This is a genomic window from Arthrobacter sp. GAS37, assembly GCF_044908325.1.
Classification (GTDB): Bacteria; Actinomycetota; Actinomycetes; order Actinomycetales; family Micrococcaceae; genus Arthrobacter; species Arthrobacter ramosus.
Map to the genome: position 1 here is coordinate 67,378 of NZ_JBIYDB010000008.1, position 22,924 is coordinate 90,301.

Here is a 22,924-nt window from a genome sequence, read left to right on the forward strand (position 1 = left end):
ATCAATCACCAGATGTGGTGATCCCTGCTCACCACATCTCCTTCTACCTTCAAAGCTAAAGGAAGTCATCCGCAAAGGCGGCTGACATCCACTAAGGCAGATGGAGGTGCGATGAACGCGAGATCGATAGGCCGGAACGACACGCCGGTCGAGTATGAAGTCCGTGTCAAAGGCCATCTTGATTCCCGCTGGGCCGCTTGGTTCGAAGGACTGAGCCTCACCAACGAACACGACGGAACCACCGTCATCCGCACCCGGAACGTCGACCAGGCCGCGCTCCACGGTCTGCTGCAAAAGCTCGACGACTTGGCAATACCGCTCTTGGCAGTCAACCAAGCCGGAGCCACGCAACCCAGCCAGCCGGCGTCGAACACTCGCATCCTCATCCCTAAGAAGGACCACACCTTGAAAACCACAACCCAAACCCCAACAACTGAGCGTGTCCGGATGGACCCGTTGCGGAAGACCGCGATGGTGGCAGGCATCCTGTACCTGGTCACCTTCGTCAGCTCGATCCCGGCGCTGTTCCTGATTTCCCCCGTCCTGAACGATCCGCACTACATCACGGGGCCTGGTGCCGACTCGACCGTCATCTTCGGCTGCTTCCTTGATCTCGTCAACGCGGTTTCCGCCGTGGGCACCGCCGTCGCACTGTTTCCTGTCGTCAAACGGCAGAACGAGGGCATCGCGCTCGGCTTCGTCACCGCCCGGATGTTTGAAGCCGCGGTCATCGTGATCGGCGTCGTCAGTCTCCTGGCTGTGGTCACTTTGCGCCAGAACGGCGGAGCGGACCCGGCCTTGGTTCCCGTGGGTCAGGCGCTCGTGGCGGTCCGTGACTGGACGTTCATTCTCGGGCCGAGCCTTGTTCCGGGGGTGAGCGGGCTGCTGCTGGGGTACCTGATGTACCGTTCGGGGCTCGTGCCGCGAGTCATCCCTTTGCTTGGACTGATCGGCGGCCCGCTGCTGCTTTCGTCGACGATCTCAACGATGTTCGGTATCAACCAAGGCATCTCGGTGTGGTCGGGACTCGCAACCTTGCCGATCTTCGTTTGGGAGTTGTCGCTGGGCGTGTGGATGGCGGTCAAGGGTTTCAGGCCGTCGCCCATCACCACCGGGCAAGCGCGCACCGCCTGAGGAGCCACCCACAAACCCCCGGCGTATGTCCCGCGGCCAGCCCGACCGCGGGACGCATCGCGTCGAACAGCGCCGGTCGGTCATCCCGGTCGGCCGGGCCGTGACCTCCTGCTCCACCAGCGGGTCCTCCGGTGTTCAGTCGCTGCTGTTGAGGATGTAGTCCACAGCGGCCGGTCCTGTCATGCGCAGGCCTTGGAAGACTCCCTTCTTGCCCTTCCCGTTCTTTTCCGTACGAAGGCCCGCGAGGCGCAGGGCGGTCCGGAAGGCACGGTCGGGGAGGGGGACTTTGCGGTTCAGGGAGCACCAGCTCACGTAGAGCCCGTAGAACACGTCGGCGTCAAGTGCTGAAGCGTTCGTGTCATCCCTGATGATGCTGTCCTGGAGGAACTGGCTGATCTGGGGAGGGGTCATGGCGTAGTCCGGGTGATTGGCCTTGCAGTCCGGGTATTGTCTAGCACGGTATTCAGGGCTGGGTTCCGTAGATGAACTCTTTGGCGTGAGCGACGGCTTTTCGGAATGCGTCGTTGCGCAGAGTGGCTTGCTCGGCATTCCTGATGTCGGTTTCGAGGTAGTTCGTGTAGCCGGGCCGCAGGACCCAGATGTCGCCGGCCGGGGGCAGGTAGAAGACCCCGAACGAGCGGTGCTGGGGGTCCCCGGTCCAGATGGGCACGACCGCTACGGCGGCGCCGGTGTCCGGGTTGATCCATTGGGCCCGGGGCATGGGTTGTTCGTGGGTTTCGGGGTCCAGGAACGGCGCTGTTCCTTTGCCCCATCGTTTTTCGAAGCGTTCGTAGAACGCCGGCATCACTTGGTTGTCGTACGGGCGCCAGGCACTCATGGAGGCTCCTTGCGATTGCGTGGTTTTCGGCTCTCAGCGCCGGATCCAGCGGATCAGCGTGTAGCCGGTTGGAGGATTTGAACCTTGCCGGTCCGGCATTCCAGAGGACTGTCCGCCGGGCGACTCCCAGACGACCGGTCCGATCAGCAGCGAGGCGGCGGGAAACAGCTGCCCCGGTGTCCTCGCGGGGGAGCCGTCCGGTCGCCGGGGCTTGGGGCGTGCGGTCGGACGCGGGTGCTCCCGGTCGTAGGCCGCCCGCTATTCCGGGTTGCCGAGGATGGCGTAGGCGGCCATGATGTCGCGGAGCTCCTGGAGCTCTTCCTGCAGATCCGGTGCCGCCGGGCCGGGGCCGGGGTGGTGTTCGCGGGCAGGCCGGGTGTCCGGGTGCCGGCCGCGGATGAGCGTGCGGTAGGCGTGGGCCACCTCACGCGCGGTGGCGGTGGTGGCGATATGCAGGATGTCGTAAGGATCGGGGCCGTTGCTCTTCATCGTGGCCGTGCCGTGTTCTCGTGGGTGGGGGACGGGGATGGTCCCCGGTCCGTTCAACCGGGGACCATCGTTGCGGGAGTCATCCTCGGGCCCTCGTCATCCCTGCGCTGGCTGCGCTGTGGCGTGGTCTGTGAACTCGACCGCCCTCTCCGCATGACGGGCCGCCGAGGTGCTCCCGGTCCGGGAGGCTGCGCCGATGGTCAGGCGCTGATTTCCTGGCGCTGTTTTCCGGCGGTTTCAATTTCGATGCGGCGCGGCTTTGCTTTTTCCGCCACCGGGATCCGCAGGGTCAGGACTCCGGCGTCGTAGCTTGCCTTGACCCCGTTCGTGTCCAGCGCGTCCCCGAGGATGAGCTGGCGGCTGAAGACACCGCGGGGGCGTTCGGAGGCAATCATTTCCGTGCCCTCGCCGACGGGATCCGGGCGCTCGGCCTTGACGGTCAGCACGTTGCGTTCGACGTCGATGTCCACCGAGTCGACGGTGACTCCGGGGAGGTCGAAGGCGACCACGAAGTCCTCGCCTTCCCGCCAGGCGTCCATCGGCATGGCCGCAGGCCGGGCTGTGGTGCCGAGCACTTGTTCGGCCAGCCGGTCGAATTCACGGAACGGATCGGTTCGCATCAGCATGGTGTGTCACTCCTTGCAGATCGCAGCTTTCTTGTTGTCAACCCAGCCGATCTATGGCAGCTGGTATATATTTCTTATAGCACTGCGAGTAGATCGTGGCAAGCCCTATTTTGGAAAGATTTGGAGGGACTCGATGGGCCAGGCCGAGGACCGGGGGAGGGGTGTATACGCGATTTCCGTTGCGGCCGAGCTGGTGGGGACGGGACAGCAGAACCTGCGCCTGTATGAACGCAAGGGCTTGCTGGAACCGGGCAGGACCCTGGGCGGGACCCGCCAGTACAGCGAGGACGATCTGGTGACATTGCGCCGGATCGGAGAGCTTTTGGACTTGGGATTGAACCTCGCGGGCATCCGGATGGTCCTGCTCCTCGAGGCCGACAACCGGCGTCTCGAAGGCGAGCTCAGGTCCGCGAACGCTCCGCGGGACACCGCGCGGCCCCCGTGAGATGGGGATCTCGAGCCCGAGCCGGGTCCTCTGGCCGGACCAGGGGCCGGGCTGACCGCCTTTATCAAGACGTCCGGCAACAGGGGGCTGCACGTCTACGCCCCGATCAAGCCGAGCCATGAGTTCCTGGACTTCAACCAGGCCAACCGTGACCGCACGATCGCCGGTGCCTACAGTCCGCGCGGGATGCCGGGTGAACCGCCTCGCGTTCAGCCGAGCCGGGCGCGCAAGGACAACGGATCGGTGTAGCGGCGCGGACGATAAATGAAGCTGAGGCGTTTCCGACCCCTTCTTGGCGGTGGCCAAGCCTGGCCCCGACTTCAGCAGAAATCCCGAGCCATAATCGGTGACACGCCAAACAGCCCAGCGGCCGGGTCACGACGACGACGGCGCCGCTCGTCTCGGTGGGGCGCGGCGCCGTCGTTCGTCAGCGGGCCGTGGTGCTAAGGCATCACGTGCTCGTGCGCGGCGATGTCGAGGTTTGCTTCTTCAGCTTCTGCAAGCTCGGTCTCGGCCGCGACATTTGTCTTACGCGCGAGCAGCCAGTAGAGGACGGCCGCGACGGGCAGCCCGATGAACAGGGAGATGTCTGCACCGCTCATCGCCTGGGCCACGGGACCGACGAAGAGCTTTCCTGCGGAGAAGAAGGGAACCATCACCGCGAAGCCGACGAGGTAGGAGATGATGCCGGGCCATCCCCAGCGGCCGTAGATGCCGTTGGGTTTGAAGATCTCGGCGATCGCGTAGTGGCCCTTCCTGACGACGAAGTAATCCATGAGGTTCACTGCGGTCCAGGGGATGAAGAAGTACAGCACCAGCAGCAGGAAGTCGTTGAAGTTGGCCAGGAAGTCGTCGGAGGCGACGTTGGCGAGGACCACGGAGATGGCGGCGGTGATCGCGATGGTGACGATCCGCAGCTTGAGGGTCGGCTTGATCTTCCGGAGGCTGTCGATGGAGGAGATGAGTGTCAGCGAGCCGCCGTACATGTTCAGCGCAGTGACGGAGACGAGGCCGAGGGCAGCGATGAAAAGCGCGATCGAGCCGAAGCCGCCGAAGAGCTTGTCCGCCGTCGCCTGGATAGACCCGATGGTGTCGAAGTCCTTGCCCGCGGAAGAAGCGATGAACGCTCCGAGGAACATCACCCAGATTCCGCCGAGCGCGCTGCCCCAGAAGGTGTAGCTAAAGGTTCGGCGCGCGGCGCTCGGGGGCAGGTACCGCGAGTAGTCTGAAACGTAGATCGCCCAGGAAATCTGGTATCCCGCGGCAACACCCAACTGGGCGAGGAAGGGTACCGGCTGGAAGTCGCCGAGGTTGAGCGCACCGGCAGGTAGGTCGAGCTTGGTGAGTGCCGCTATGGTCAGCAGCGCCAGCATCGCGATCGTGAGGTAGGTCAGGTAGCGCTCGAAGCGGTGGATCAGGTCGTACCCGAAAAGGGCGACGACGACGGCGACGACCGTCACGACCCAGAACCATAGGTTGTCCGAACCGACGTGAACGGAGCCTGCGATGGCCTGCCCGGCCAGCACCGTGTTGAAGATGTTGAAGCCGGCGTACTGGAGGTAGGCGAAAAGCCAGACCAGCAGGGCGCCGACGTATCCGAATTGCGGGCGGGACTGGATCATTTGAGGCAGGCCCAGTTGAGGCCCCTGCGAGGAGTGGGCCGCCATGAAGAGCGTCCCGACGAGCACGCCGACGGCGATCGCGATCAGGGACCAGACCAGGTTCCCGCCCGTGGTGACGCCGATGAGCCCCACTGCCAGCGTGGCGATCTGCGCGTTGCTCATGAACCACAGTGGCCCGATGCTGGAGACTTTCCCGTGGCGCTCGTCCAACGGGACGTAGTCGATAGAGCGGACTTCAAGTCCGCCGCTTTGGGCTGGGCCCGTTGTTGAGGTGGTCAAAATCCATCTTTCCTTGAACTGGAGTCGGCCCCTGTGGGAGCCGACCGCCGCCAGTGATGGCAGCCGCGCACATTGTGAACTGCACAACATTCGAATAGAGACTAGGGGACCATGACCGACCTGAATATGTGCGTTTGCACGGTCGAGCTACCTGCTGTCTAGGCAGGCGCACCGTTTGTAGCCGCAGTGTGCAACCGATGTTTAGCATTTGTAAACTAAGGGGGCGGCGCGATGAATGGCTCTGAGCACTGCCATTATCTCCGGCGGGGAGAATCAGCTCGGTGAAGGTTTCGGAGAGCGACTGCCTGGCGGACCGCGCCTCTGTCGCTATGCGGGCTTGGGGCGGGCGCGTACGTGCATCCGTTCGCCCTGCTGTCCAAACAAACTGATGAATTCGACGGGTTTCCCGTCGGCGCTGGCGAACCAGTGCGGTGTGCGGGTGTCGAATTCCGCGGCTTCGCCGGCACGGAGTTCAAAGTCATTGTCGCCCAGCACCAGTCGCAGCCGTCCGTTGAGGATGTAGAGCCATTCGTAGCCTTCGTGAACTCGCGGATCGGGCTCGGCACCGCGGGCATCACCGGCGAGCACCATCTTGAAGGCCTGCAAACCACCCGGCCGGCGCGTGAGGGGAACAGCCGTCATGCCGCCATGGGTGATCGGACGCAGGTGAATTCTCGGATCCCCGGTGGGCGGGGCGCCCACCAGATCATCGAGAGGAACACCGTACAACCTCGCTAGGGGCAGCAGAATTTCGAGGTTTGGCCTGCGTTGGCCGGATTCCAGGCGGGACAGGGTACTCACCGACACTCCGGATGCAGAGGACACCTCTCCGAGGGTGAGATCCCGCTCCGTCCGGAGTGCACGAAGCCGGGGCCCGACAGCCCCGAGAACATCATCAAGCTCATTTGCCATACCCGCAGTTTGCCATAACAGCAACCTGGTTTGCCATCTTCGCCGCATGGGATGAAAGCTGGTGGTACCACCCAAGGACACTGACGGCGGACTTTCAGGACACGACGAAGGGCAAGTCATTATGGACACCACACGGTATGACGTTGTGATTATCGGGGGCGGCGCTGCGGGGCTCAGCGCGGCCACGACGCTGAGCCGCGCGCTGCGCTCGGTGCTGGTCATCGATTCCGGAGCACCACGAAACGCACCCGCGACTGGGGTGCACGGTTATCTTTCGAGGGACGGTATGAGTCCGCGGGAACTCCTCTCCATCGGACGCAGCGAAGTCCTCTCCTACGGAGCAAAGATCATTGACGGCGAAGCCGTTTCGGCACGGCGGACCACCGATGGATTCGAGGTGATCCTGGGAGACGCCCGCCGATTCTCCGGCAGGCGCCTGCTGGTGACCACTGGTTTGACCGACGGGCTGCCTCCCATCGACGGACTGCAGGAGCAATGGGGAAAGGGTGTTGTGCACTGCCCTTACTGCCATGGCTGGGAGATCCGCGGGATACGGATTGGAGTGCTGGGCACCGGTCCGATGTCTGTCCATCAGGCACTGTTGTTCAGACAGTGGTCCCCGAATATCACCCTTTTCCGCAATGACACCGTGGAACCCACCGAGGAAGAGTGGGACAAGCTCAGTGCCCGGTCCGTAACAGTCGTCGACGGCGCAGTGGCCTCAGTGGACGCTGTCAACGGGGTCCTCACGGGTCTCACGCTCCGCCAGGGCTCCTCGTTCGACATACAGGCCCTGGCTGTCGGTACACGGATGGAGGCCAGGTCCGCGCTGCTGGAATCACTCGGGCTAAGTACCCAGGTGCACCCCATGGGCGTGGGGCGGTTTATCGAGACCGATGCTACGGGTGCGACTGCCGTCCAGGGCGTGTATGCAGCGGGCAATGTCTCAAATTTGATGGCCCAAGTAATCACCGCCGCGGCCGAGGGCGTGATGACCGGCGCACGGATCAACGCCGATTTGATAGAAGAAGAAACCCGGTGGGCCGTTGAGGGGCGGTTCGGCCCCTTCTCGGCGGCCTCTGAAGCAGCCGTTTCTACGATCGTGCAGGGTCATGCACATCACCGTCGTCGTGCCAGTGGTGTCAGTTCGTGGGCTCCATAGCTGTTGTCGTCAGGATTGACGGTCACGCCGGGTGCGATGAGTTGGTCGATGCGGTCCAGCACATCGGTGCTCAGTGTGATGTCAGCGGCAGGCAGGTAGGACTCGAGCTGTTCCATGGTGCGCGGTCCGACAATCGCGGCCGTGACGCCTGGGTGGTTGATCACGAACGCGATGGCCAGCTCGATGAGCGTCATACCGGATTGTTCAGCGAGCTGGGCGAGTTCTTCGACGATGTCGAGTTTTCGCTGGTTCGCCGGGCTGCTCATGTCGAAGCGGGCATTCGGACGCGCGGATGAGGTGGGGGTGGAAGCGGAGTTTTTGCGCCAGCGTCCTGAAAGCCAACCGCCGCTGAGCGGACTGTAGGTCAGGGTGCCCATGCCGTGGCGTTGCGCCGTTGGAAGTATGTCTTCTTCGATCCCGCGGACCAGGATCGAATACGGCGGTTGCTCAGTGACGAACCGCTCCAGGTTCCGTTCCCGGGATGCCCACTGGGCTTCGACGATCTGGGATCCGGAGTAGGAGGAGGAACCGATGTAGCGGACTTTGCCCTGGCGGACGAGGTCGGTGAGCGCGCCGAGGGTTTCCTCGACGTCGGTGTCCGGGCTGGGCCGATGGACCTGGTAGAGGTCGATGTAGTCGGTGTCCAGGCGGCGGAGGGAGTTTTCGACCTCGCGGATGATCCAGCGACGGGAGCCGCCGCGCTGGTTGGGATCCTCGCTCATGGGCATGAAGAACTTCGTAGCAAGGAACACGTCCTCGCGGCGGCCTTCCAGTGCCTGCCCGACGATCTCCTCGGATACCCCGCCGGAGTAGACGTCGGCGGTGTCGATGAAGTTGATGCCGGCGTCGATGGCGCGGTGGATGATGCGGGTGGCGTCCGTGCGGTCGTTGTTGCCCCAGGGGCCAAACATCATCGCGCCAAGGCACAAGGGACTGAGCTGCACGCCTGTGCGGCCAAGGGATCGGTATTCCATGCTGTTCCTTCTCTTTGTCTCAGGTCTTGGGGTCTCAGGCTTCGGGGATGACCATGGCAAAGCGCTCCGGCCGGGCTTGGTCCGGGTCCGGCCCGTTGCGATTGCCGCTGTCGAGCGCGTCGATCGCGGCGAGTTCGTCGGTGCTGAGCTCGAAGTCAAAGACGTCGAAGTTTTCGGCGATGCGGGCCGGGTTGGTCGATTTCGGGATGGCTGATCGGCCCTGCTGGAGGTGCCAGCGGAGCATGACCTGGGCCGGACTCTTGCCCTGGGTCGCTGCGATGGCGCCAATGACCGGGTCTTCCATGACGTTCCGCCTCTCTTCGCCCCAGCCGGGGTAGAAGGTGATCCCTCCGATCGGTGACCAGGCCTGGGTGAGGATCCCGTGTTCGGCGTCGGCAGCCTGGACGTCCGGCTGGGTGAAATAGGGGTGAAGTTCGATCTGGTTCACGGCCGGGACGACGTCGGTCGCGTCGAGCAGTTGCGTCAGGTGGTGCGGCATGAAGTTGCTGACGCCGATCGCCCGCACCCGCCTGTCGGCGAGCAGGGCCTCCAGCGCCTTGTATGCCGCCATGGTTTTTTCGAAGCGGTCCGGGGCTGGCTGGTGCAGGATGAGCAGGTCAAGGTAGTCGACGCCGAGCTTGCCTGTCGCTTTGTCCCAGGCGTGCAGCGTGTGGTCATAGCCGTAGTCGCTCACCCAGACCTTGGTCTCGATGAAGACCTCGGAGCGGTTCAGGCCGGAACGGCGGATGCCGTCGCCGACTTCCCGCTCGTTGCCGTACGCGGCGGCGGTGTCGATGTGCCGGTAGCCGGTGGCAAGCGCGGCCTCGACGGCCGCCGTCGTCTGCTCGGGAGCGCTTTGGAAGACGCCGAGCCCGATGGCGGGCATCGTGACGCCGTTATTGAGAGTAAGTTCCATGTCCATGCCTTTCACGGTATGCAGATGTGTGGAGATGTGGGAGTGCATGTCAGTACCCCTTTCAAGCGGGCGGTCGGGAGGTTCAGCGGGCGGCTTCGAGCTGCGGCGCAGCGGCGGGCTCTCGGGGTGTCCTGGTGCGGCGGGCGGCTAGGTCCGCGGGAAGGATGAGGGCCGCGGTGACGGTCAGGGCCAGGAGCAGGAAAATGCTGCCCGTCGTGAGGGCGGTACTGACCTGCGCGGCCAGGTGCGCGGCGGCGGGCCCCGTGGTCGGGACGGTCGCTGCGGCAGCGACCGCGATGCCGAGCCCGAGGCAGATGCCCACTTGGTGGAAGGTGTTCACCAGGCCTGATGCCGCGCCGGCGTCGGACGCGGGGGCTCCGATGATGCCGAAGGAGGTCAGAGGCGCAAACGCGAGACCCTGTCCCGCGCCGATGAGGACCATCGGCAGGGCCACCCCGGTCAGGTATGCGGAGTCGACGCCGACCCGGCTGAGCCAGAACATCCCGGCAAGAGTGATCAGGATGCCGGCCACGAGCGGAATGGAACCCGGGAACCGGCCGATGAGCCGCGGGATGCTCATCGCGACGGCGGAGTTCACTGCCGTCATCGGCAGGAACCCGAGACCGGCCTGCAGGGGGTCGAAGCCAAGCACTTCCTGCATGAACTGGGTGGTAAAGAAAAAGAACGCGATCATGGCCCCCAGGTAGAGGAAGCGGGCGACGTAGGCGCCGGTGCGGCGGCGGCTCCGGAACAGGCGCAGTGGCATGATGGGCTGGGCCGCCGTGCGTTCGATCAGCACGAACGCGGTGAGGAGTACGACGCCGGCGCTGACGGCGGTGAGCGTGACCGGCGAGTTCCAGCCGGCGTCGGTGGTGTTGATGATGCCGAACACGAGAGCGCCGACACTGAGGGTGGCGCTGAGCGCGCCGAATGCGTCGAAGCGGCCGCGGTCCCGGCCTGATTCCGGGATGAAGCGCGGCGCGAGTGCGATCATCTCGGCGCCGATGGGTACGTTGACGAAGAACCCTGCCCGCCAGGAGATCCAGTGGGCAAGCGCCCCGCCGATGACCAGCCCAAGGCTGGCGCCGATCCCTGCGGTGGCGCCGTACAAGGCCACGGCCCGGGTGCGCTCACGGCCTTCCGGGAAGCTCGCGGTGAGCAGCGAGAGTGAAGCGGGCGCGACGATCGCCGCCCCGATACCCTGCACGGCGCGACCGGCGATCGCCCACCAGCCCGCCGGCGCGACGCCGATCAGCAGCGACGCGATCGAGAACACCACCAGCCCGAACACGAAAACCCGCCGGCGGCCGAGCAGGTCTCCTGCCCGGGCTCCGAGCAGCAGCAGGCCGCCGAAGACCAGCGTGTACGCATCCTGAACCCAGGAGAGCTCACCGGTGCTCAGCCGCAGCTCTGCCTGCAGGCTCGGCAGGGCAGTGAAGATGACCGAGTTGTCCAGGAGGATCATGAAGAAGCTGAGGAGGATGATCGCCAGGATCGCTCCCGGATGGGAGGCTGTTGCGGGTGCAGGTTTCATGCTTTCCATGCAACCTTGATTCCGTACGGGCCGGGAGTCACGGCCGTTCCGGGTAATGCCAGTGCCTCCCTCGTCCAGTCGACCGCGCGTAGCGTGGATGGCATGACACACTGCGAGGACGTGCGGAAGTTCCTGACCTCCCGCCGCGCACGGATCACCCCCGATGAGGCCGGGCTGCCGGCCTACGGCGGCAACCGGCGGGTTGCCGGGCTGCGCCGCGAGGAAGTGGCAATGCTCGCCGGGATGAGCATCGACTATTACATACGCCTTGAGCGGGGGAACCTCTCCGGTGCCTCGGACAGTGTCCTTGAAGCCCTCGGGCGCGCGCTGAAGCTCGACGACGCCGAAACGGCCCACCTCTTTGACCTGGCTCGCGCAGCCACCGCCTCCCCCCGGGTGCGGCGCCGGCACAGCCCGCAGACAGTGCGGCCGAGCGTGCAACGCGTCATCGAGGCGATCACGGCTGCACCGGCCTGGGTCCGCAACGACCGCGGGGATGTCCTCGCCGCCAACGAACTGGGCCGTGCCCTCTATCTGGACATGATGGCAGAGGTGACCGGCCCGCCGAACAGCGCACGCTTCACCTTCCTGAACCCGAAAGCACGGGAATTCTTCGCCGACTGGGAACGCGCAGCGGATGACATCGTCGCGGTCCTGCGCTCCACAGCCGGGAAGAACCCGTACGACAAGGACCTCACGGACCTGATCGGTGAACTCTCCACCCGCAGCGAAGAGTTCCGCACCCGCTGGGCCCGTCACGATGTGAAGTACCACCGCGCCGGCCGCAAGCGCCTCCACCACCCGATCGTCGGCGACCTGGATCTTAGCTTTGAAGCGTTGGAACTCCCCGCAGACCCTGGACTGCGTATCAACGTCTACACGGCGGACCCCGGGACACCCTCCGAGGATGCCCTGAAAGTCCTCGCCAGCTGGGCCGCCACCCAGCGCGACACGACACAGGTAGCGGTCAAGGAGAAGAAATGAACCACCGTCCGTCCACCGTCCTGATCGTCGGTGCTACGGGCAGCATCGGCCGCCACGCCGTGGCCGAAGCACAGCGGCAGGGTTACGCGGTCAGGGCGCTCGTGCGTGACCGGGCACGCGCCGCCCGCCTTCTTCCCGAAGGGGTGGACCTGGTGATCGGGGATCTGACTCGTCCAGATACTCTCGGCCCGGCTGTCGAGGGAGTCGACGCGATCGTGTTCACCCACGGATCCACGACCAGCGAACGGGACGTGCGGGATAACGACTATGCAGGCGTCGCGAACGTCCTCCGCGCATTGGGCGGCCGCCGGGCACGCATCGCCCTCATGACTGCTATCGGCACCACCCGGCCCGGTGTTGCCTACGCCCAATGGAAGCTGCGCAGCGAGCGGCTTGTCCGCGCCAGCGCCAACCCCTACACGATCGTGCGGCCCGGCTGGTTCGACTACCACCAACCCGGCCAGCGGAAGATCGTCATGCTCCAGGGCGACAGGCGACAATCCGGCTCACCCGCCGACGGCGTCATCGCCAGGGACCAGATCGCCCGCGTCCTCATCGAGAGCCTGCACATCGACGCAGCCGACCGCAAAACCTTCGAACTCGTCGCCGACCACGGACCCGCACAAGACGACCTCACCACAGTCTTCGAGTCATTGACGCCGGACTCAGTCGGGTCTCTCGACGCGGCCGAAGACACTGTTGACCTGCCTGTCACCCATGAACCCGAAACGTTCCGTCATGACCTCGCCGCAATCTTGGTAGGAATCCCCAGGGCCGCGGAGTAAGTCCCGGCTGCTACTCCGCAAGGCGACGTGTTGGCGGTAAGGCGCTTGTGGGTGGGTGGCGTGACCGCGTGGGTGAAGGGGTGTGCCGTTTAACGGTCTCAGCCCCGACGCCAGAGGTTGAGCACCTCGCTCACTTTTTCACGGACCCCCTCGCGGGCCCTGTCCCGCGGCACGCCCGCCATGAGAAGTGCGTCGTAGTCGGTGTCTTGGTGGCGAATGGAGGCCACGACCGCCAAGTCCAGAGTCTGTTGGTCAAGGCGCTGTCCCTCGGCGGTGCGTCCGACCCGGCCGCTGCCCCGTGCCGCGGTGTGTGCGGCGATCGCGGCGGCACGCTGAGGGGGACATCCAGGTAGCAGTCGGCTGATCTCGGCAGCCATCCGGTCCGCGAGCTGGCTGTCAGCCTCGCGGCGCCGCTCCTCATCGCGAGCTCGACGGCGGATGCGCGCCTCCGCGTCCGCCAGGCACGATGCCTCGGCATCCACCAGCGCCTGCTCCTCGACGAGGGCGCCTTGTCGCTCGTAGCGCCGTCGGGACCGGCTGAAGCGCACTACTATGGCCGACAGGCCGCTGGCCTTGCGTGCCCGGCGCGTGAGAGTGGTATTACCGGCGGGCAGGTAAGTGAGGTGGTCGAGATCGGCGCACGTCATGCACAGCGGCGCTTCGTCTTCCATTAGCAGCAAGTCCCCGTGCCCGCCGCACCCCGTGCATGTCCAGTCCTTCAGCGGAGAGACGACGACGAGGTCCGGCGGCCGGCTGGCCTGCTCCTGGACGCGCGCGCGTTCGGCCGCTGACAGTGTCGGGGAGAGCCAGTGCGTACGGTATCCGCGTTCGATGGACGGGCTGCCGCTGGCGGAGAACTGCAGGGTCTTGCGGTCGCGGGTCCGGGCGACGTAGCTGGTCTCGCTGGGCTGCAATCGCTGTCCATCGGCCCAGCGATGCGATGCCCGCATCGCTGTTGAGACCTTGCCCAAGTCGACCGGCACCACCTGTTCGAGATAGGGTATGCGTCCCTGGCGCCAGTGGTCTCGGTGCACCGGCTGCAGCCAGCCCATTCCCACGAGCACGTCGACCGGCGCGACGTAACCGTGGACCTGCAATGCCTCCTGAGCCGCCCGGGCGACCCGCTGCTCGATTGATTGCGCCATGCTCCCTCCTGTCACCGCTTCGCGCGCACCCGTGCCACCTGCTTGCGGCGCGGTCAGCAGCCGGCGGGTGGCGACTTGTGCCTCGAGGTGGGATTGGACCACCGCGCCGTAGCAGGGCTAAATTTTACTCCTGGTTCCACTGGGCCGCCGATGCGGACGTGGAACCGTGATGGAAAATATCCGGGGGAGTTGCCACTTTCCTCCGCCGGGCTGACACACGGCTGGCCTGGGTGGCGGGGCGAATCACCGAATCAGGGTTTGTGGATGTAAGGATCGGTTATGCCTCAGCGCCTGATGCTCCTCGATACGGCCTCGCTCTACTTTCGCGCCTTCTTCGGCGTGCCCGATTCGATCCGCCGCGCCGACGGCACCCCGGTGAACGCCGTTCGCGGCCTGCTGGACATGATCGCGCGGCTCGCCACCGACTACGGGGCCACGCATCTGGTGGCGTGCTGGGACGAGGACTGGCGTCCGCAGTGGCGGGTGGACCTCATCCCGACTTACAAGTCGCATCGGGTCGCGGAGGCGGTAGAGGGTGCGCCCGACGTCGAAGTGGTGCCGGACGCGCTGCAGGTGCAGGTCCCCATGATCCGGCGGGTGCTCGGCCTCGCGGGTATCGCCGTCGTCGGGGCTGCCTCGCATGAAGCCGACGATGTCATCGGAACCTACGCCAGTCACGCGGAGCTTCCTGTCGACGTCGTGACGGGCGACCGCGATCTGTTCCAGGTGGTCAACGACGCCCGCCAGGTGCGGGTCATCTACACGGCGAGAGGCATGAAGAACCTCGAGATCGTGACCGATGCCGTCGTCGTCAGCAAGTATCGTGTGTTGCCCGTGCAGTACGCCGACTTCGCGACGCTGCGCGGCGACGCCTCCGACGGGCTGCCGGGCGTCGCAGGGATCGGCGAAAAGACGGCGGCGTCGTTGCTCGCGACGTTCGGCACGCTCGACGCGTTGCTCGCGGCCGCGATCGATCCAGACAGCGGGCTGTCCGCGCCCGTGAGGTCGAAACTGGCCGCCTCCGAGGATTATCTGACGGTTGCGCCCGTTGTTGTGAAAGTCGTGCGCGACCTCGCACTGCCCACTCTCGAAGAGGCCGGAGCGCGCTTGCATCCCGTCGTCGGAGACTCGCGCACTGAGCTCGAGCGTCTCGCTACCGAGTGGAACCTCGGCGGCTCGGTGAAGCGACTGCTTGACGCTCTCGAATTCCGTCAGTGAGGGGACATCAGCCCTGCAACATGGTTGGCGCTGCTGACAAGTCAGCGGGCTGGTGAAACTGGGCTGGTGCCTGTTGTGGCTCGCACCCTGACCGTGAGCGCGGCGAAGGCGAGCATTTCGAGTCCGGTCCATGCGAGCGTCCCGCCCCAAAGTTCAGGGGAGAAGCTAAGTGCGCCGTCGTGGAGCGCCACACCGGCGAAGTACGGGGCCCAGAACACGACGGGGGAGAGGCCTATCGCGGTCATGAGCCTTGCGTGACGGTCCGGCTTGGGTCGCACCACCGCCCACACCACTCCAACAAGGACAGCACCAACGAGGGCCACCGGCACGAGCCAGGCGTCCCGCAGCGCGACCATGATCTGCAGTGCTACGGAGGGGAGCAGTGCCATGGCCGCGGGTACCACGGCGTGCAGGCGCCAGCGCAGCGACAGCAAGAGGACGGGCACGAAGAGCACGGCCGTTGAGACGAAGAACGATGCCAAAGAGACCATGATGCTCGACGACGTCGGAATCGTCACCGCGGGCGGCGTCCCGGCAGTGCCCGTGTATGTCTGGATGAGCCCATGGCGTGCGAAGACCGCGAACTCCTGCAGGATGAACGCCGCAACCATCCCGGAGAGCATGGCGCTCACGACGGCGGGCATCAGCCGCGGCCATGACCGCTGGGGTGAGTGCCATGCTGAGGAGAACGGCGCGCTGAGAATGAGGAAGCCGCCGGTGGCGAGCCCCAGATGGGAGGGGCTGAATAGCGCCTTGAGGCCCTGCTCAATGCCGAACACCGAATGCCAGGCGAAGTCGGCCGCCCCGGAGATGAGGAAGAGGACGACCCCGGCTGCCGCGGCTCCATAGCCGGCGGGGATCGCTTCCCTCCACCGCGCGCCGGGCGCGCGCCGGCGCCAGGTCAGGGCGGCGATCCAGAGGGCGCACGCCGCGAAGCCAGAGTAGAGGATCGCGTGCCACGGAGTGAAGAACGTCTCGAGGTCACGGAGGTTGTTATGCGCCCAGCCGTCAACATAGGTTCCGGTGAGAAGCCAGACGCCGGTCACGAGAGTGACGACGTCTTCAACGGCAGTCGTGGGGCGGTGAACTGATACCGGCGGAATCGCAAAGGCGTGAGCTCCTGTGGCGTCCATAGCTCCACAGTAGGTCTCGCCTCCTTCCGCGGCGAGAGGCAAGCATCGTGGTCTTCCTGACGGCTCTGTGTCAGGTCATCGGAAGACTGGTGCCTGAGTGGCAACGTGACGCTTTCCTTGAGGATGATCCGGTCCGCGTGTGCGCCGGTTATCGCCGGAATTGGTCCGCGAGGGGACAGGTGAACGGGTTCGCTGCCGTGAGTCCGACCTTGTTGAGGTAGCGGATCACTATTGCGTACGAGTGCAGCAGCCCCGTTTCGGTGTAGGCGATCCCCTCGGCATCGCAGTGGGCCTTGACCAGTTGGCGGACCTCTCGCAGGTGCGGGCGGGGCATATCCGGGAACAAGTGGTGTTCTATCTGGTGGTTAAGGCCGCCCATGAGCAAGGTGACGAATCGTCCCCCGGCGATGTTGCGGGACGTGACCACCTGGCGCGTCAGGAAGTCCACCCGGCTGTTTTCGGGCAGGATCGGCATCCCCTTGTGATTCGGCGCGAAACTTCCGCCCATGTACAGTCCGAACACGGCGATCTGCACGACGATGAATGCAACGGCGATGGCGGGGGAGAGGACGAGGAAAAGCAGGCCGGCGTAGGCTCCGAAGCGCAGACCCAGCAGGGCCATTTCAAGCCACCGGTACTTCACCGGCCCCCGTCGGAGCAAGTACTTCAACGAGTCAATATGCAGCGTCCATCCGAGGAACAAGAGCAGAGGGAAGAGCACGTAGCCTTGGTGCTTGCCGAGGGCCCGGCCGAGTCTTCCGCGTCTGCTTGGCAGTTCGTTGTGGAAGATGACGGCACCCTGTGCAATGTCCGGGTCTTGATTGACCATGTTCGGCCGGGCGTGGTGCCGTGAGTGCTTGTCGGTCCAGTACGCGTAACTCATGCCTACAACCAGGGTGGCAATGAGCCGTGCAGTCCACTTGTTCGCGGGCCGGGACGCAAACACTTGCTGATGGGCAGCTTCATGGCCGAGGAAGGCGAATTGTGTGAAGACGACGCCGAGGGCGCCTGCTACGGCCAGCTGAAGCCAGGAGTTGCCCAGGAGGAAGAACGCCGCCCAGATCCCTGTCCCCACCACTACCAGGATCGCCAGCAGGAGGAGGTAGTAGCGTCGGCACCGCCGGAGCATCCCGGCGTCCCGGACGGTTTTCAGGAGGCCCGCATAGCTGCTGGTGACCTTGTTGATCCGGGTCCTGGGCGGGGCCGGTCGGGGCGGGATCGTGACCGCGGGCACGGACGGTGAAGGCTGGTTGGTCAAGGGCAAGTGGCTGCCTCCTCGGTGCGCTGATGACGCGCTGCCGGGGTCCGGGGCAACACCACCAGCCTAGGCGCGACTGGCCCTACCCGTCCAGAGGAATGGGATCCCGGGCGGGAACATCTCTTTCCGGACCAAGCAGTCCGACGGCGGCCGGCACCACTGCCGGTCCTCCCGGCACCGCAGCCACGGGAGGTCAGGCGGTGACAGTGAATGTTTCCACTGCGCGTTGGGTGGTCCTGCCGGAGCTGAGCCGGTATTCGGCACGGACTTCGACCTCAACCGCCGCGGGAACCACGTCCCCGAACTCACCGGACGCACTTCGTTCACGTGCATACGCCACGGCCTGGTCTCTGGTGCTGAATTCCGGAGATGAAACGAACGGCCCGGCATTGATGATGTAGAACACCCGCTGCACCCGGGCACCGGCAAGCTCGTGGGAGGGATCATGGGCCTGATCCAACGGCTGGTCTTCTGCCACCCTTATCCTCAATTCATCCGGAATCCACTTTACCTCTGCGTCCGACCCTGATGGTGGCGAGCACCACGGAATCGGGGGAGCGCGGGGGATCCGCGGATGAGGACGCGGCCAGCGGGCGGCCTGCAAGGACGATATATAGCGCCGGCCGCGAGGGCTGAAAGCCCTTTCCGTCTCCAGAAGCGGTGACCTGAGGACCCTCTCCGGCCTCCGGCTTTCCTGCATCTGATCGTGCGCCGGGACTCAGGCTGAATTCGACTTGTGCTGTGTTCTTCGTATTTTGCGGGCGTCGGACCGGAGCTGAATGATCCTTGCTGCACCAGCTGCGGCTACCAGAACGCCTCCGGCGACTGCCGCAATGAACAACGCCATGCCCAAGGAGACCGTGCCCGCTAGCCCGAGGAAAAAGACGTTGACTGGCTGCTGGTTCTGCAGGATGAAGATGATCAGCAATATCAGCGCGAGCAAGGCAACGACGACTGCGGCCCAAACAACTCCGGCACGGGTGGTTCTAGGTTTTGGGGCAGCGGAAGCGCCCTGCGGTGCGCCGGTTGGCGGGGAGGCGGTTGCAGGGGGCGGGGGGCCGTCGGGCTGCGGATCGGGTATTTCGGGTGTCGCGTGGTTCGAGGTCATGATGGTCATCCCTTTGTCGACTTGTTGCTCAGGTCCTGCTTATCAAGCATCGCCTGGCCGGATCCAGGAGACCTTGCTTGCGATTGAATTCGTGTCCGGTCCCAGGCCGGCGGGGCCCGGTCCGGGTGAGTTTCTCGACCGGCTTGGTTCGACGGCTCGTGCCTTGAAAAACTCTGCTGCGCTGACTCCCCGCAGGTGAGGCCGGGAGTTTCGGGCGCAGTAGAATATGGTAAGTATACTTACTGAAATGGGCGCGCGTCGTCGTTCCATCTGGCCCATCCAAGGAATTCCCGACCTTACCTGGCATGCAGTCAGGACTATCTGAACGGTACTGAAAGGAACAGGCTATGGATATAACCGATGTGATTCTCAACGATCATCACGAGCAGCGTCGTATGTTTGCGGTCCTGGAAGAGATGCATGACGCGTCGGCTTCGGACCTCGATGCGGTCTGGTCTCGGCTACGCATCCTCCTCGAGGTCCATGCGAGGGCTGAAGAGCTGTTGTTCTATCCGGAGTTGCTTTCGTTGGGCGAGGGAGCCGGCGGCAAGGACTCGCCGGAGGACGAGACGAGCGACGCGATTCATGACCACAACGAGATCCGGGACGCGATCACAACCGTAGGCGCCCACGAAACCGGCTCTGCGGAATGGTGGCACGCAGTGGCGCAGGTGAATGAAGTGAATGGTGACCACATGGCGGAGGAAGAGCGCGAGGGACTGAGCGATTTTCGTCTCCATGCCAGCTTGGACCTCCGGCACGCGATCGGATTGGCCTTCTGCGCCTTCGAAGCGGGCCACGCGGGAGGGATCACTGGCCACGACCTGGATCCGGAATCCTACATCCGACGGCATCAATAGCAAGCTTTACGGGCCCCCGGCCCTTCGGTCCGCGCCGCCCTCGCCACCCTGGGACAGAGACAGCGCCACCCGGGAAACCCATAGCCGCTCGAAGCGATAGGCGCCGGTCCCGTCGTCGTGGTCGGGCATTCGATGGGGACGCAATTCGCCACAGAACTGGCCGTCCGGCGCCCTGAGCTCGTCTCCCATGTTGTGCTCATCGGTCCGGTGGTGGATTCGGAGCGCCGGACCGTCTTCCGGCAGTCCCTCGCATTGGGACTTGATTCCCTGCTGGAAAGCTCCTCGGGCAATGCCATCGTGTTCACCGATTACGCGCACGTCGTCCAGCACGGTGCGCCCGTGCGGATGGCAGCTGGACTCGCACTCGCCGGCGTACGAGGGAGCCACTAAAGCGACAAAGTGGTCTTTGGGGTGCCGGCAGACGTTGTGGCTGGATTGCCGGAATCGGTGAAGCCCAGGCTTCGGTAAGGAGCAGCAGCATATACGCCGAGGACCCTGACCTCATCGGTGAAGAACTCCAGCTCCTCGAGCGCAAGGCGCACGGGCGTGTCGGATGGGTGCCCTTCAACGTCTGCCATGAACGTAGTCGCAGCAAACTCGTTGCCCACCATGTAGCTTTCCAGGCGCGTCATGTTCACGCCGTTCGTTGCAAAACCACCCAGAGCTTTGTACAGGGCCGAGGGTACGTTCCTCACCCGGAAGACGAAGCTGGTAATCACAGGCCCGGGCAACTCGTCGCGTGTTTGCTGCCGTCGCTCCCGGGACAGGGCGACAAACCGGGTCGTGTTGGTGGCGTCGTCCTCGACGTCTTCTGCCAAGACATCCAGCCCGTACATCTGGGCCGCGAGCGGAGGCGCCAGCGAGACCTTGGAAGCGTCATTCCAGTCGCGGACCTCCCGTGCGGACCCAGCCGTGTCGCCGGCAACAACTGGTTTCAGCCCCATTGACCGGATCAGCTTCCTGCATTGGCCGAGGGCATGAACGTGGCTGTGCACTTCTTGCGCCTGTTCGAGCGTGCTTCCGGGTATGCCCAGCAAGTGGAATCGGATCCTGAGAAAATGTTCGCCGACAATCTGCAATCCGGATTCAGGCAGGAGGACATGGATATCCGCAACCCGCCCGGCGATGGAGTTCTCAATCGGAATCATGGCGAGGTCCGCTTCGCCGGATTTCACTACTTCGAAAGCATCTTCGAAGCTGGGGCACGGTACTGGCTCCATGTCGGGGAACATCTGTAGGCAGGCGATGTTGGAGTTAGCGCCGGGCTCTCCTTGGTATGCAACTTTACGAACCATGGAGCAAATGGTGTCACATTTTGCCGGATGGGAAGTGCCGCACGAGGCAAAGGACGGGACAAGCCAATTCACCGCGGAGGCAGATTCCCCTCGACGACGTCCAGGAACTCCGGACCGGACGGGCGGACCCGTGGCCGAATGCGCTTCACAATTTCACCACCAGGGGCGATGAGGAACTTCTCGAAATTCCATTCGATGTCCCCGGCCTTGCCGTCGTCCTCGTGTTTGGCAGTCAACCGCCCGTAAAGCGGGTGGCGCAGGGGACCGCAATGTGGATCCCCGGAAAGCCTTCCTTCCGGTGCGAAACGGCGGCACCATGAAGGAGAGCAGAACCCGTCCAACGATGGAAGGGAGAGAGCAGCGTGGATGAGCAGAGATCCCGTCGGCGTCCGAGATTCCCGGGGTGGGAATTCGGACCGGCGGCAGTCGGACTCGGCCTGGTCGCCCACCTGGTCTCGGGTGGCGTGTCTCCCGGGGTTCCGGTGCTGATCGCGCTGACGGCTCTGATGAGTATGTGCGCTTCGCTGCTCGCCCGGATAAACCTACCGAATTGGCTATTGCTCGTTCTCTGCGGCCTGGCCCAGCAGGTTCTGCATCTCGCCTTCGACCGGCTCTCCGGGACCTTCTCGGTTGTCGCGCCTGCCCAACATCAGCATGCAGCGACGGGATGGCAGCTTGGGCAACTCACCGCGACGCCGTCCGTTGCGTCCGGGCACTCCCCGGATTTGATGCTGGACACGCACGTTGCCGCAGCCTTGCTGACAGCGCTGCTCGTCACCCGGGTGGACATATCGCTTACGCAGGCGTTGGCTCTGCTCCGGCACGCCGGCCAGAGCGATAGGGGACATCAAGACTAGCTCGTGGCGCTGCTTGCCGCTGCGTCCGGAGGCATGGCCAAAGCGTCGCCAAAGCCGCGGAGGTTACTGGCGGACCCGTGAGGTGCCCTGCCTTGCAGGCGGCTGGAGGTGATGACCCTCAAGGTGTCCGTCGCCACCACCACGCTGCCGGCACGCCGGAGGCGTTCCGCCACAATGCGGTCCTCCTGGATGCGCACGGGCTCCTTGAACAGGAGCAGCGAACCCAGGTGGTTCTGGCGGTAAAGGTGGCAGAATTGTCGCCACGGAGACTATGGATGAGGCGCCGTTGACGGCGGCACGCGACGGACCGGTCCGCGACGGCGGAAGGGCCCGCGATGGACCAGTTTGGAGGCCGGATGGCTCACCCTGGATGGCCCCAGCTTCGGGTCGATGATTGGACCCCGACCCGGGAGACCGTGCACATGTGGACCCAGATCATCGGAAAAATCCGCATGGCGCACGCCCCGATGCTGAACCACTGGTGGCAGGTGACGCTATACGTCACGCCGCGCGGACTGACGACATCAATGATCCCGTACGGCCGCGGCGCCTACGACATCGAATTCGATTTCCTTGAACACCGGCTGCACGTACGCTCCAGCAACGGAGCTTCAGCATTCGTCGTCCTCGAAGCCAAGCCGGTGGCCGAATTCCATTCCGAGGTATTCGAAGCCTTGGGCCGGCTCGGTATCGAGGCGTCTATCCGCGGCATCCCGAACGAAGTGGACCCGGCCATACCCTTCGCCGAGGACCATCAGCATGCCTCCTACGACCCGGAGGCTATCCAGTTGTTCTGGCGGCAATTGGTCCAGTCGGACCGGGTCCTGAATGAATTGAGGTCCCGGTTCAGGGGCAAGGCCAGTCCCGTCCACTTCTTCTGGGGAGGCATGGACCTGGCGTACGCGCGCTTCTCCGGGCGGGACGCGCCCACCCATCCCGGAGGAGTCCCGAACTGCGCCGACTGGGTCATGGTGGAGGGTTACTCCCACGAGCTAACCAGCTGCGGGTTTTGGCCCGGGGGAGGGGACGAAGGAGCCTTCTATGCGTACTCTTATCCCGAGCCCGCCGGCTACGCCGAATATGTGAACGACGCCGACGGTGCCGCCTACAACAATGACGGCAGGCTGTACCTCCTCCCGTATGAGAACGTCCGCACGGCGTCGGACCCCGACAAGATGCTGTTGCGGTTCCTGCAATCCACCTACGAAGCGGCCGCGGAGACGGGACACTGGGCCCGCGCCGCGCTGGAGGCGGATCCGGCCCGTTGGCGGCGCTGACGACGAGGCCAACAGCCAGGGCCACGGGACCGTCGCCGCTCGGCCACCATTCCTTCCTTCGGCGCGGAATGGC

General features: G+C 64.7%; 27 protein-coding genes and 1 pseudogene. 11 read left to right on the plus strand and 17 right to left on the minus strand.

Features of this window, described 5'->3' with window-relative positions; genetic code table 11:
* The first annotated feature begins 111 nt into the window (after positions 1-111).
* On the plus strand, positions 112-1,134 hold the full coding sequence (locus ABH924_RS09195; RefSeq protein WP_404498199.1) for a DUF4386 domain-containing protein: 1,023 nt from the start codon (positions 112-114) through the stop codon (positions 1,132-1,134).
* 135 nt (positions 1,135-1,269) lie between these two features.
* Here ABH924_RS09195 and ABH924_RS09200 read toward each other — a convergent pair whose 3' ends face one another.
* The 4 genes from ABH924_RS09200 to ABH924_RS09215 form a co-directional block, all read right to left on the minus strand.
* Entirely contained in the window at positions 1,270-1,545 is a 276-nt protein-coding gene (locus ABH924_RS09200; RefSeq protein WP_404498201.1) for a hypothetical protein, read from the minus strand.
* 52 nt (positions 1,546-1,597) lie between these two features.
* A complete protein-coding gene (locus ABH924_RS09205; protein WP_404498203.1) occupies positions 1,598-1,972 on the minus strand; it encodes a hypothetical protein in 375 nt (124 codons plus the stop codon).
* A 258-nt stretch (positions 1,973-2,230) separates the two neighbouring features.
* Positions 2,231-2,461: a DnaJ domain-containing protein gene (locus ABH924_RS09210; protein WP_404498205.1), complete on the minus strand. Its 231-nt coding sequence runs from the start codon at positions 2,459-2,461 to the stop codon at positions 2,231-2,233.
* Between the two features lie 200 nt (positions 2,462-2,661).
* Positions 2,662-3,087, minus strand: a complete 426-nt coding sequence (locus ABH924_RS09215) for an Hsp20/alpha crystallin family protein (protein WP_028266917.1) — start codon at positions 3,085-3,087, stop codon at positions 2,662-2,664.
* A gap of 133 nt (positions 3,088-3,220) precedes the next feature.
* Between ABH924_RS09215 and ABH924_RS09220 the strand changes: the two genes are divergently transcribed.
* Both ABH924_RS09220 and ABH924_RS09225 read left to right on the plus strand, forming a co-directional pair.
* The gene (locus ABH924_RS09220) at positions 3,221-3,532 is read left to right on the plus strand and encodes a MerR family transcriptional regulator (protein ID WP_404498208.1); all 312 of its coding nucleotides are present in this window, start codon (positions 3,221-3,223) and stop codon (positions 3,530-3,532) included.
* A 6-nt stretch (positions 3,533-3,538) separates the two neighbouring features.
* Positions 3,539-3,724, plus strand: a pseudogene (locus ABH924_RS09225) (ATP-dependent DNA ligase); the annotation flags it as partial.
* A 251-nt stretch (positions 3,725-3,975) separates the two neighbouring features.
* On the opposite strand, the gene ABH924_RS09230 reads toward ABH924_RS09225, so the two are convergent.
* Together ABH924_RS09230 and ABH924_RS09235 are read right to left on the minus strand one after the other, a co-directional pair.
* A complete protein-coding gene (locus ABH924_RS09230; protein ID WP_404498210.1) occupies positions 3,976-5,433 on the minus strand; it encodes a purine-cytosine permease family protein in 1,458 nt (485 codons plus the stop codon).
* A gap of 327 nt (positions 5,434-5,760) precedes the next feature.
* On the minus strand, positions 5,761-6,345 hold the full coding sequence (locus ABH924_RS09235) for a helix-turn-helix domain-containing protein (RefSeq protein WP_234753589.1): 585 nt from the start codon (positions 6,343-6,345) through the stop codon (positions 5,761-5,763).
* 121 nt (positions 6,346-6,466) lie between these two features.
* Here ABH924_RS09235 and ABH924_RS09240 point away from each other — a divergent pair, with 121 nt between their 5' ends.
* Complete coding sequence (locus ABH924_RS09240; RefSeq protein WP_404498213.1) at positions 6,467-7,507, plus strand: NAD(P)/FAD-dependent oxidoreductase; 1,041 nt, start codon at positions 6,467-6,469, stop codon at positions 7,505-7,507.
* On the opposite strand, the gene ABH924_RS09245 is transcribed toward ABH924_RS09240, so the two are convergent.
* The 3 genes from ABH924_RS09245 to ABH924_RS09255 form a co-directional block, all read right to left on the minus strand.
* The gene (locus ABH924_RS09245; protein ID WP_404498215.1) at positions 7,465-8,481 is read right to left on the minus strand and encodes an aldo/keto reductase; all 1,017 of its coding nucleotides are present in this window, start codon (positions 8,479-8,481) and stop codon (positions 7,465-7,467) included. The two genes, ABH924_RS09240 and ABH924_RS09245, sit on opposite strands and share 43 nt — an antisense overlap.
* Positions 8,482-8,515: 34 nt before the next feature.
* Positions 8,516-9,397: an aldo/keto reductase gene (locus ABH924_RS09250; RefSeq protein WP_404498375.1), complete on the minus strand. Its 882-nt coding sequence runs from the start codon at positions 9,395-9,397 to the stop codon at positions 8,516-8,518.
* A gap of 82 nt (positions 9,398-9,479) precedes the next feature.
* Positions 9,480-10,931, minus strand: a complete 1,452-nt coding sequence (locus ABH924_RS09255) for an MFS transporter (RefSeq protein ID WP_404498217.1) — start codon at positions 10,929-10,931, stop codon at positions 9,480-9,482.
* Between the two features lie 102 nt (positions 10,932-11,033).
* On the opposite strand from ABH924_RS09255, the gene ABH924_RS09260 reads away from it, so the two are divergent.
* Together ABH924_RS09260 and ABH924_RS09265 are read left to right on the plus strand one after the other, a co-directional pair.
* Entirely contained in the window at positions 11,034-11,915 is an 882-nt protein-coding gene (locus tag ABH924_RS09260; protein ID WP_404498219.1) for a helix-turn-helix transcriptional regulator, read from the plus strand.
* Positions 11,912-12,700, plus strand: a complete 789-nt coding sequence (locus tag ABH924_RS09265) for an SDR family oxidoreductase (RefSeq protein ID WP_404498221.1) — start codon at positions 11,912-11,914, stop codon at positions 12,698-12,700. Before ABH924_RS09260 ends, ABH924_RS09265 begins: the two co-directional genes overlap by 4 nt.
* A 98-nt stretch (positions 12,701-12,798) precedes the next feature.
* Here the strand turns inward: ABH924_RS09265 and ABH924_RS09270 are convergent, their stop codons facing one another.
* Positions 12,799-13,650, minus strand: a complete 852-nt coding sequence (locus ABH924_RS09270) for a DUF2293 domain-containing protein (RefSeq protein WP_404498223.1) — start codon at positions 13,648-13,650, stop codon at positions 12,799-12,801.
* A gap of 474 nt (positions 13,651-14,124) precedes the next feature.
* On the opposite strand from ABH924_RS09270, the gene ABH924_RS09275 reads away from it, so the two are divergent.
* Positions 14,125-15,063: a 5'-3' exonuclease H3TH domain-containing protein gene (locus ABH924_RS09275; RefSeq protein ID WP_404498225.1), complete on the plus strand. Its 939-nt coding sequence runs from the start codon at positions 14,125-14,127 to the stop codon at positions 15,061-15,063.
* A gap of 41 nt (positions 15,064-15,104) precedes the next feature.
* On the opposite strand, the gene ABH924_RS09280 is transcribed toward ABH924_RS09275, so the two are convergent.
* The 4 genes from ABH924_RS09280 to ABH924_RS09295 form a co-directional block, all read right to left on the minus strand.
* A complete protein-coding gene (locus ABH924_RS09280) occupies positions 15,105-16,196 on the minus strand; it encodes a hypothetical protein (RefSeq protein ID WP_404498227.1) in 1,092 nt (363 codons plus the stop codon).
* A gap of 148 nt (positions 16,197-16,344) precedes the next feature.
* Positions 16,345-17,454 (minus strand): fatty acid desaturase family protein, encoded by a 1,110-nt coding sequence (locus ABH924_RS09285; protein ID WP_404498229.1) that lies wholly within the window; start codon positions 17,452-17,454, stop codon positions 16,345-16,347.
* 193 nt (positions 17,455-17,647) lie between these two features.
* Positions 17,648-17,932: a hypothetical protein gene (locus ABH924_RS09290; RefSeq protein WP_404498231.1), complete on the minus strand. Its 285-nt coding sequence runs from the start codon at positions 17,930-17,932 to the stop codon at positions 17,648-17,650.
* A gap of 240 nt (positions 17,933-18,172) precedes the next feature.
* Positions 18,173-18,562, minus strand: coding sequence for a lipopolysaccharide assembly protein LapA domain-containing protein (locus ABH924_RS09295; RefSeq protein WP_404498233.1), 390 nt, complete (start codon positions 18,560-18,562; stop codon positions 18,173-18,175).
* A 347-nt stretch (positions 18,563-18,909) separates the two neighbouring features.
* On the opposite strand from ABH924_RS09295, the gene ABH924_RS09300 reads away from it, so the two are divergent.
* Both ABH924_RS09300 and ABH924_RS09305 read left to right on the plus strand, forming a co-directional pair.
* A complete protein-coding gene (locus tag ABH924_RS09300; protein ID WP_404498235.1) occupies positions 18,910-19,422 on the plus strand; it encodes a hemerythrin domain-containing protein in 513 nt (170 codons plus the stop codon).
* 96 nt (positions 19,423-19,518) lie between these two features.
* A complete protein-coding gene (locus tag ABH924_RS09305) occupies positions 19,519-19,812 on the plus strand; it encodes an alpha/beta fold hydrolase (protein ID WP_404498377.1) in 294 nt (97 codons plus the stop codon).
* Here the strand turns inward: ABH924_RS09305 and ABH924_RS09310 are convergent.
* Both ABH924_RS09310 and ABH924_RS09315 read right to left on the minus strand, forming a co-directional pair.
* A complete protein-coding gene (locus ABH924_RS09310; protein WP_404498237.1) occupies positions 19,809-20,717 on the minus strand; it encodes a prephenate dehydratase in 909 nt (302 codons plus the stop codon). The genes ABH924_RS09305 and ABH924_RS09310 overlap by 4 nt on opposite strands.
* 68 nt (positions 20,718-20,785) lie before the next feature.
* Positions 20,786-20,953, minus strand: a complete 168-nt coding sequence (locus tag ABH924_RS09315) for a hypothetical protein (RefSeq protein ID WP_404498239.1) — start codon at positions 20,951-20,953, stop codon at positions 20,786-20,788.
* A gap of 126 nt (positions 20,954-21,079) precedes the next feature.
* Between ABH924_RS09315 and ABH924_RS09320 the strand changes: the two genes are divergently transcribed.
* A complete protein-coding gene (locus ABH924_RS09320) occupies positions 21,080-21,574 on the plus strand; it encodes a hypothetical protein (RefSeq protein WP_404498241.1) in 495 nt (164 codons plus the stop codon).
* Here ABH924_RS09320 and ABH924_RS09325 read toward each other — a convergent pair.
* Positions 21,571-21,771: a hypothetical protein gene (locus tag ABH924_RS09325; protein ID WP_404498243.1), complete on the minus strand. Its 201-nt coding sequence runs from the start codon at positions 21,769-21,771 to the stop codon at positions 21,571-21,573. The genes ABH924_RS09320 and ABH924_RS09325 overlap by 4 nt on opposite strands.
* 159 nt (positions 21,772-21,930) lie before the next feature.
* Between ABH924_RS09325 and ABH924_RS09330 the strand changes: the two genes are divergently transcribed.
* Entirely contained in the window at positions 21,931-22,851 is a 921-nt protein-coding gene (locus tag ABH924_RS09330) for a DUF5996 family protein (protein ID WP_404498245.1), read from the plus strand.
* Positions 22,852-22,924 lie beyond the last annotated feature (73 nt).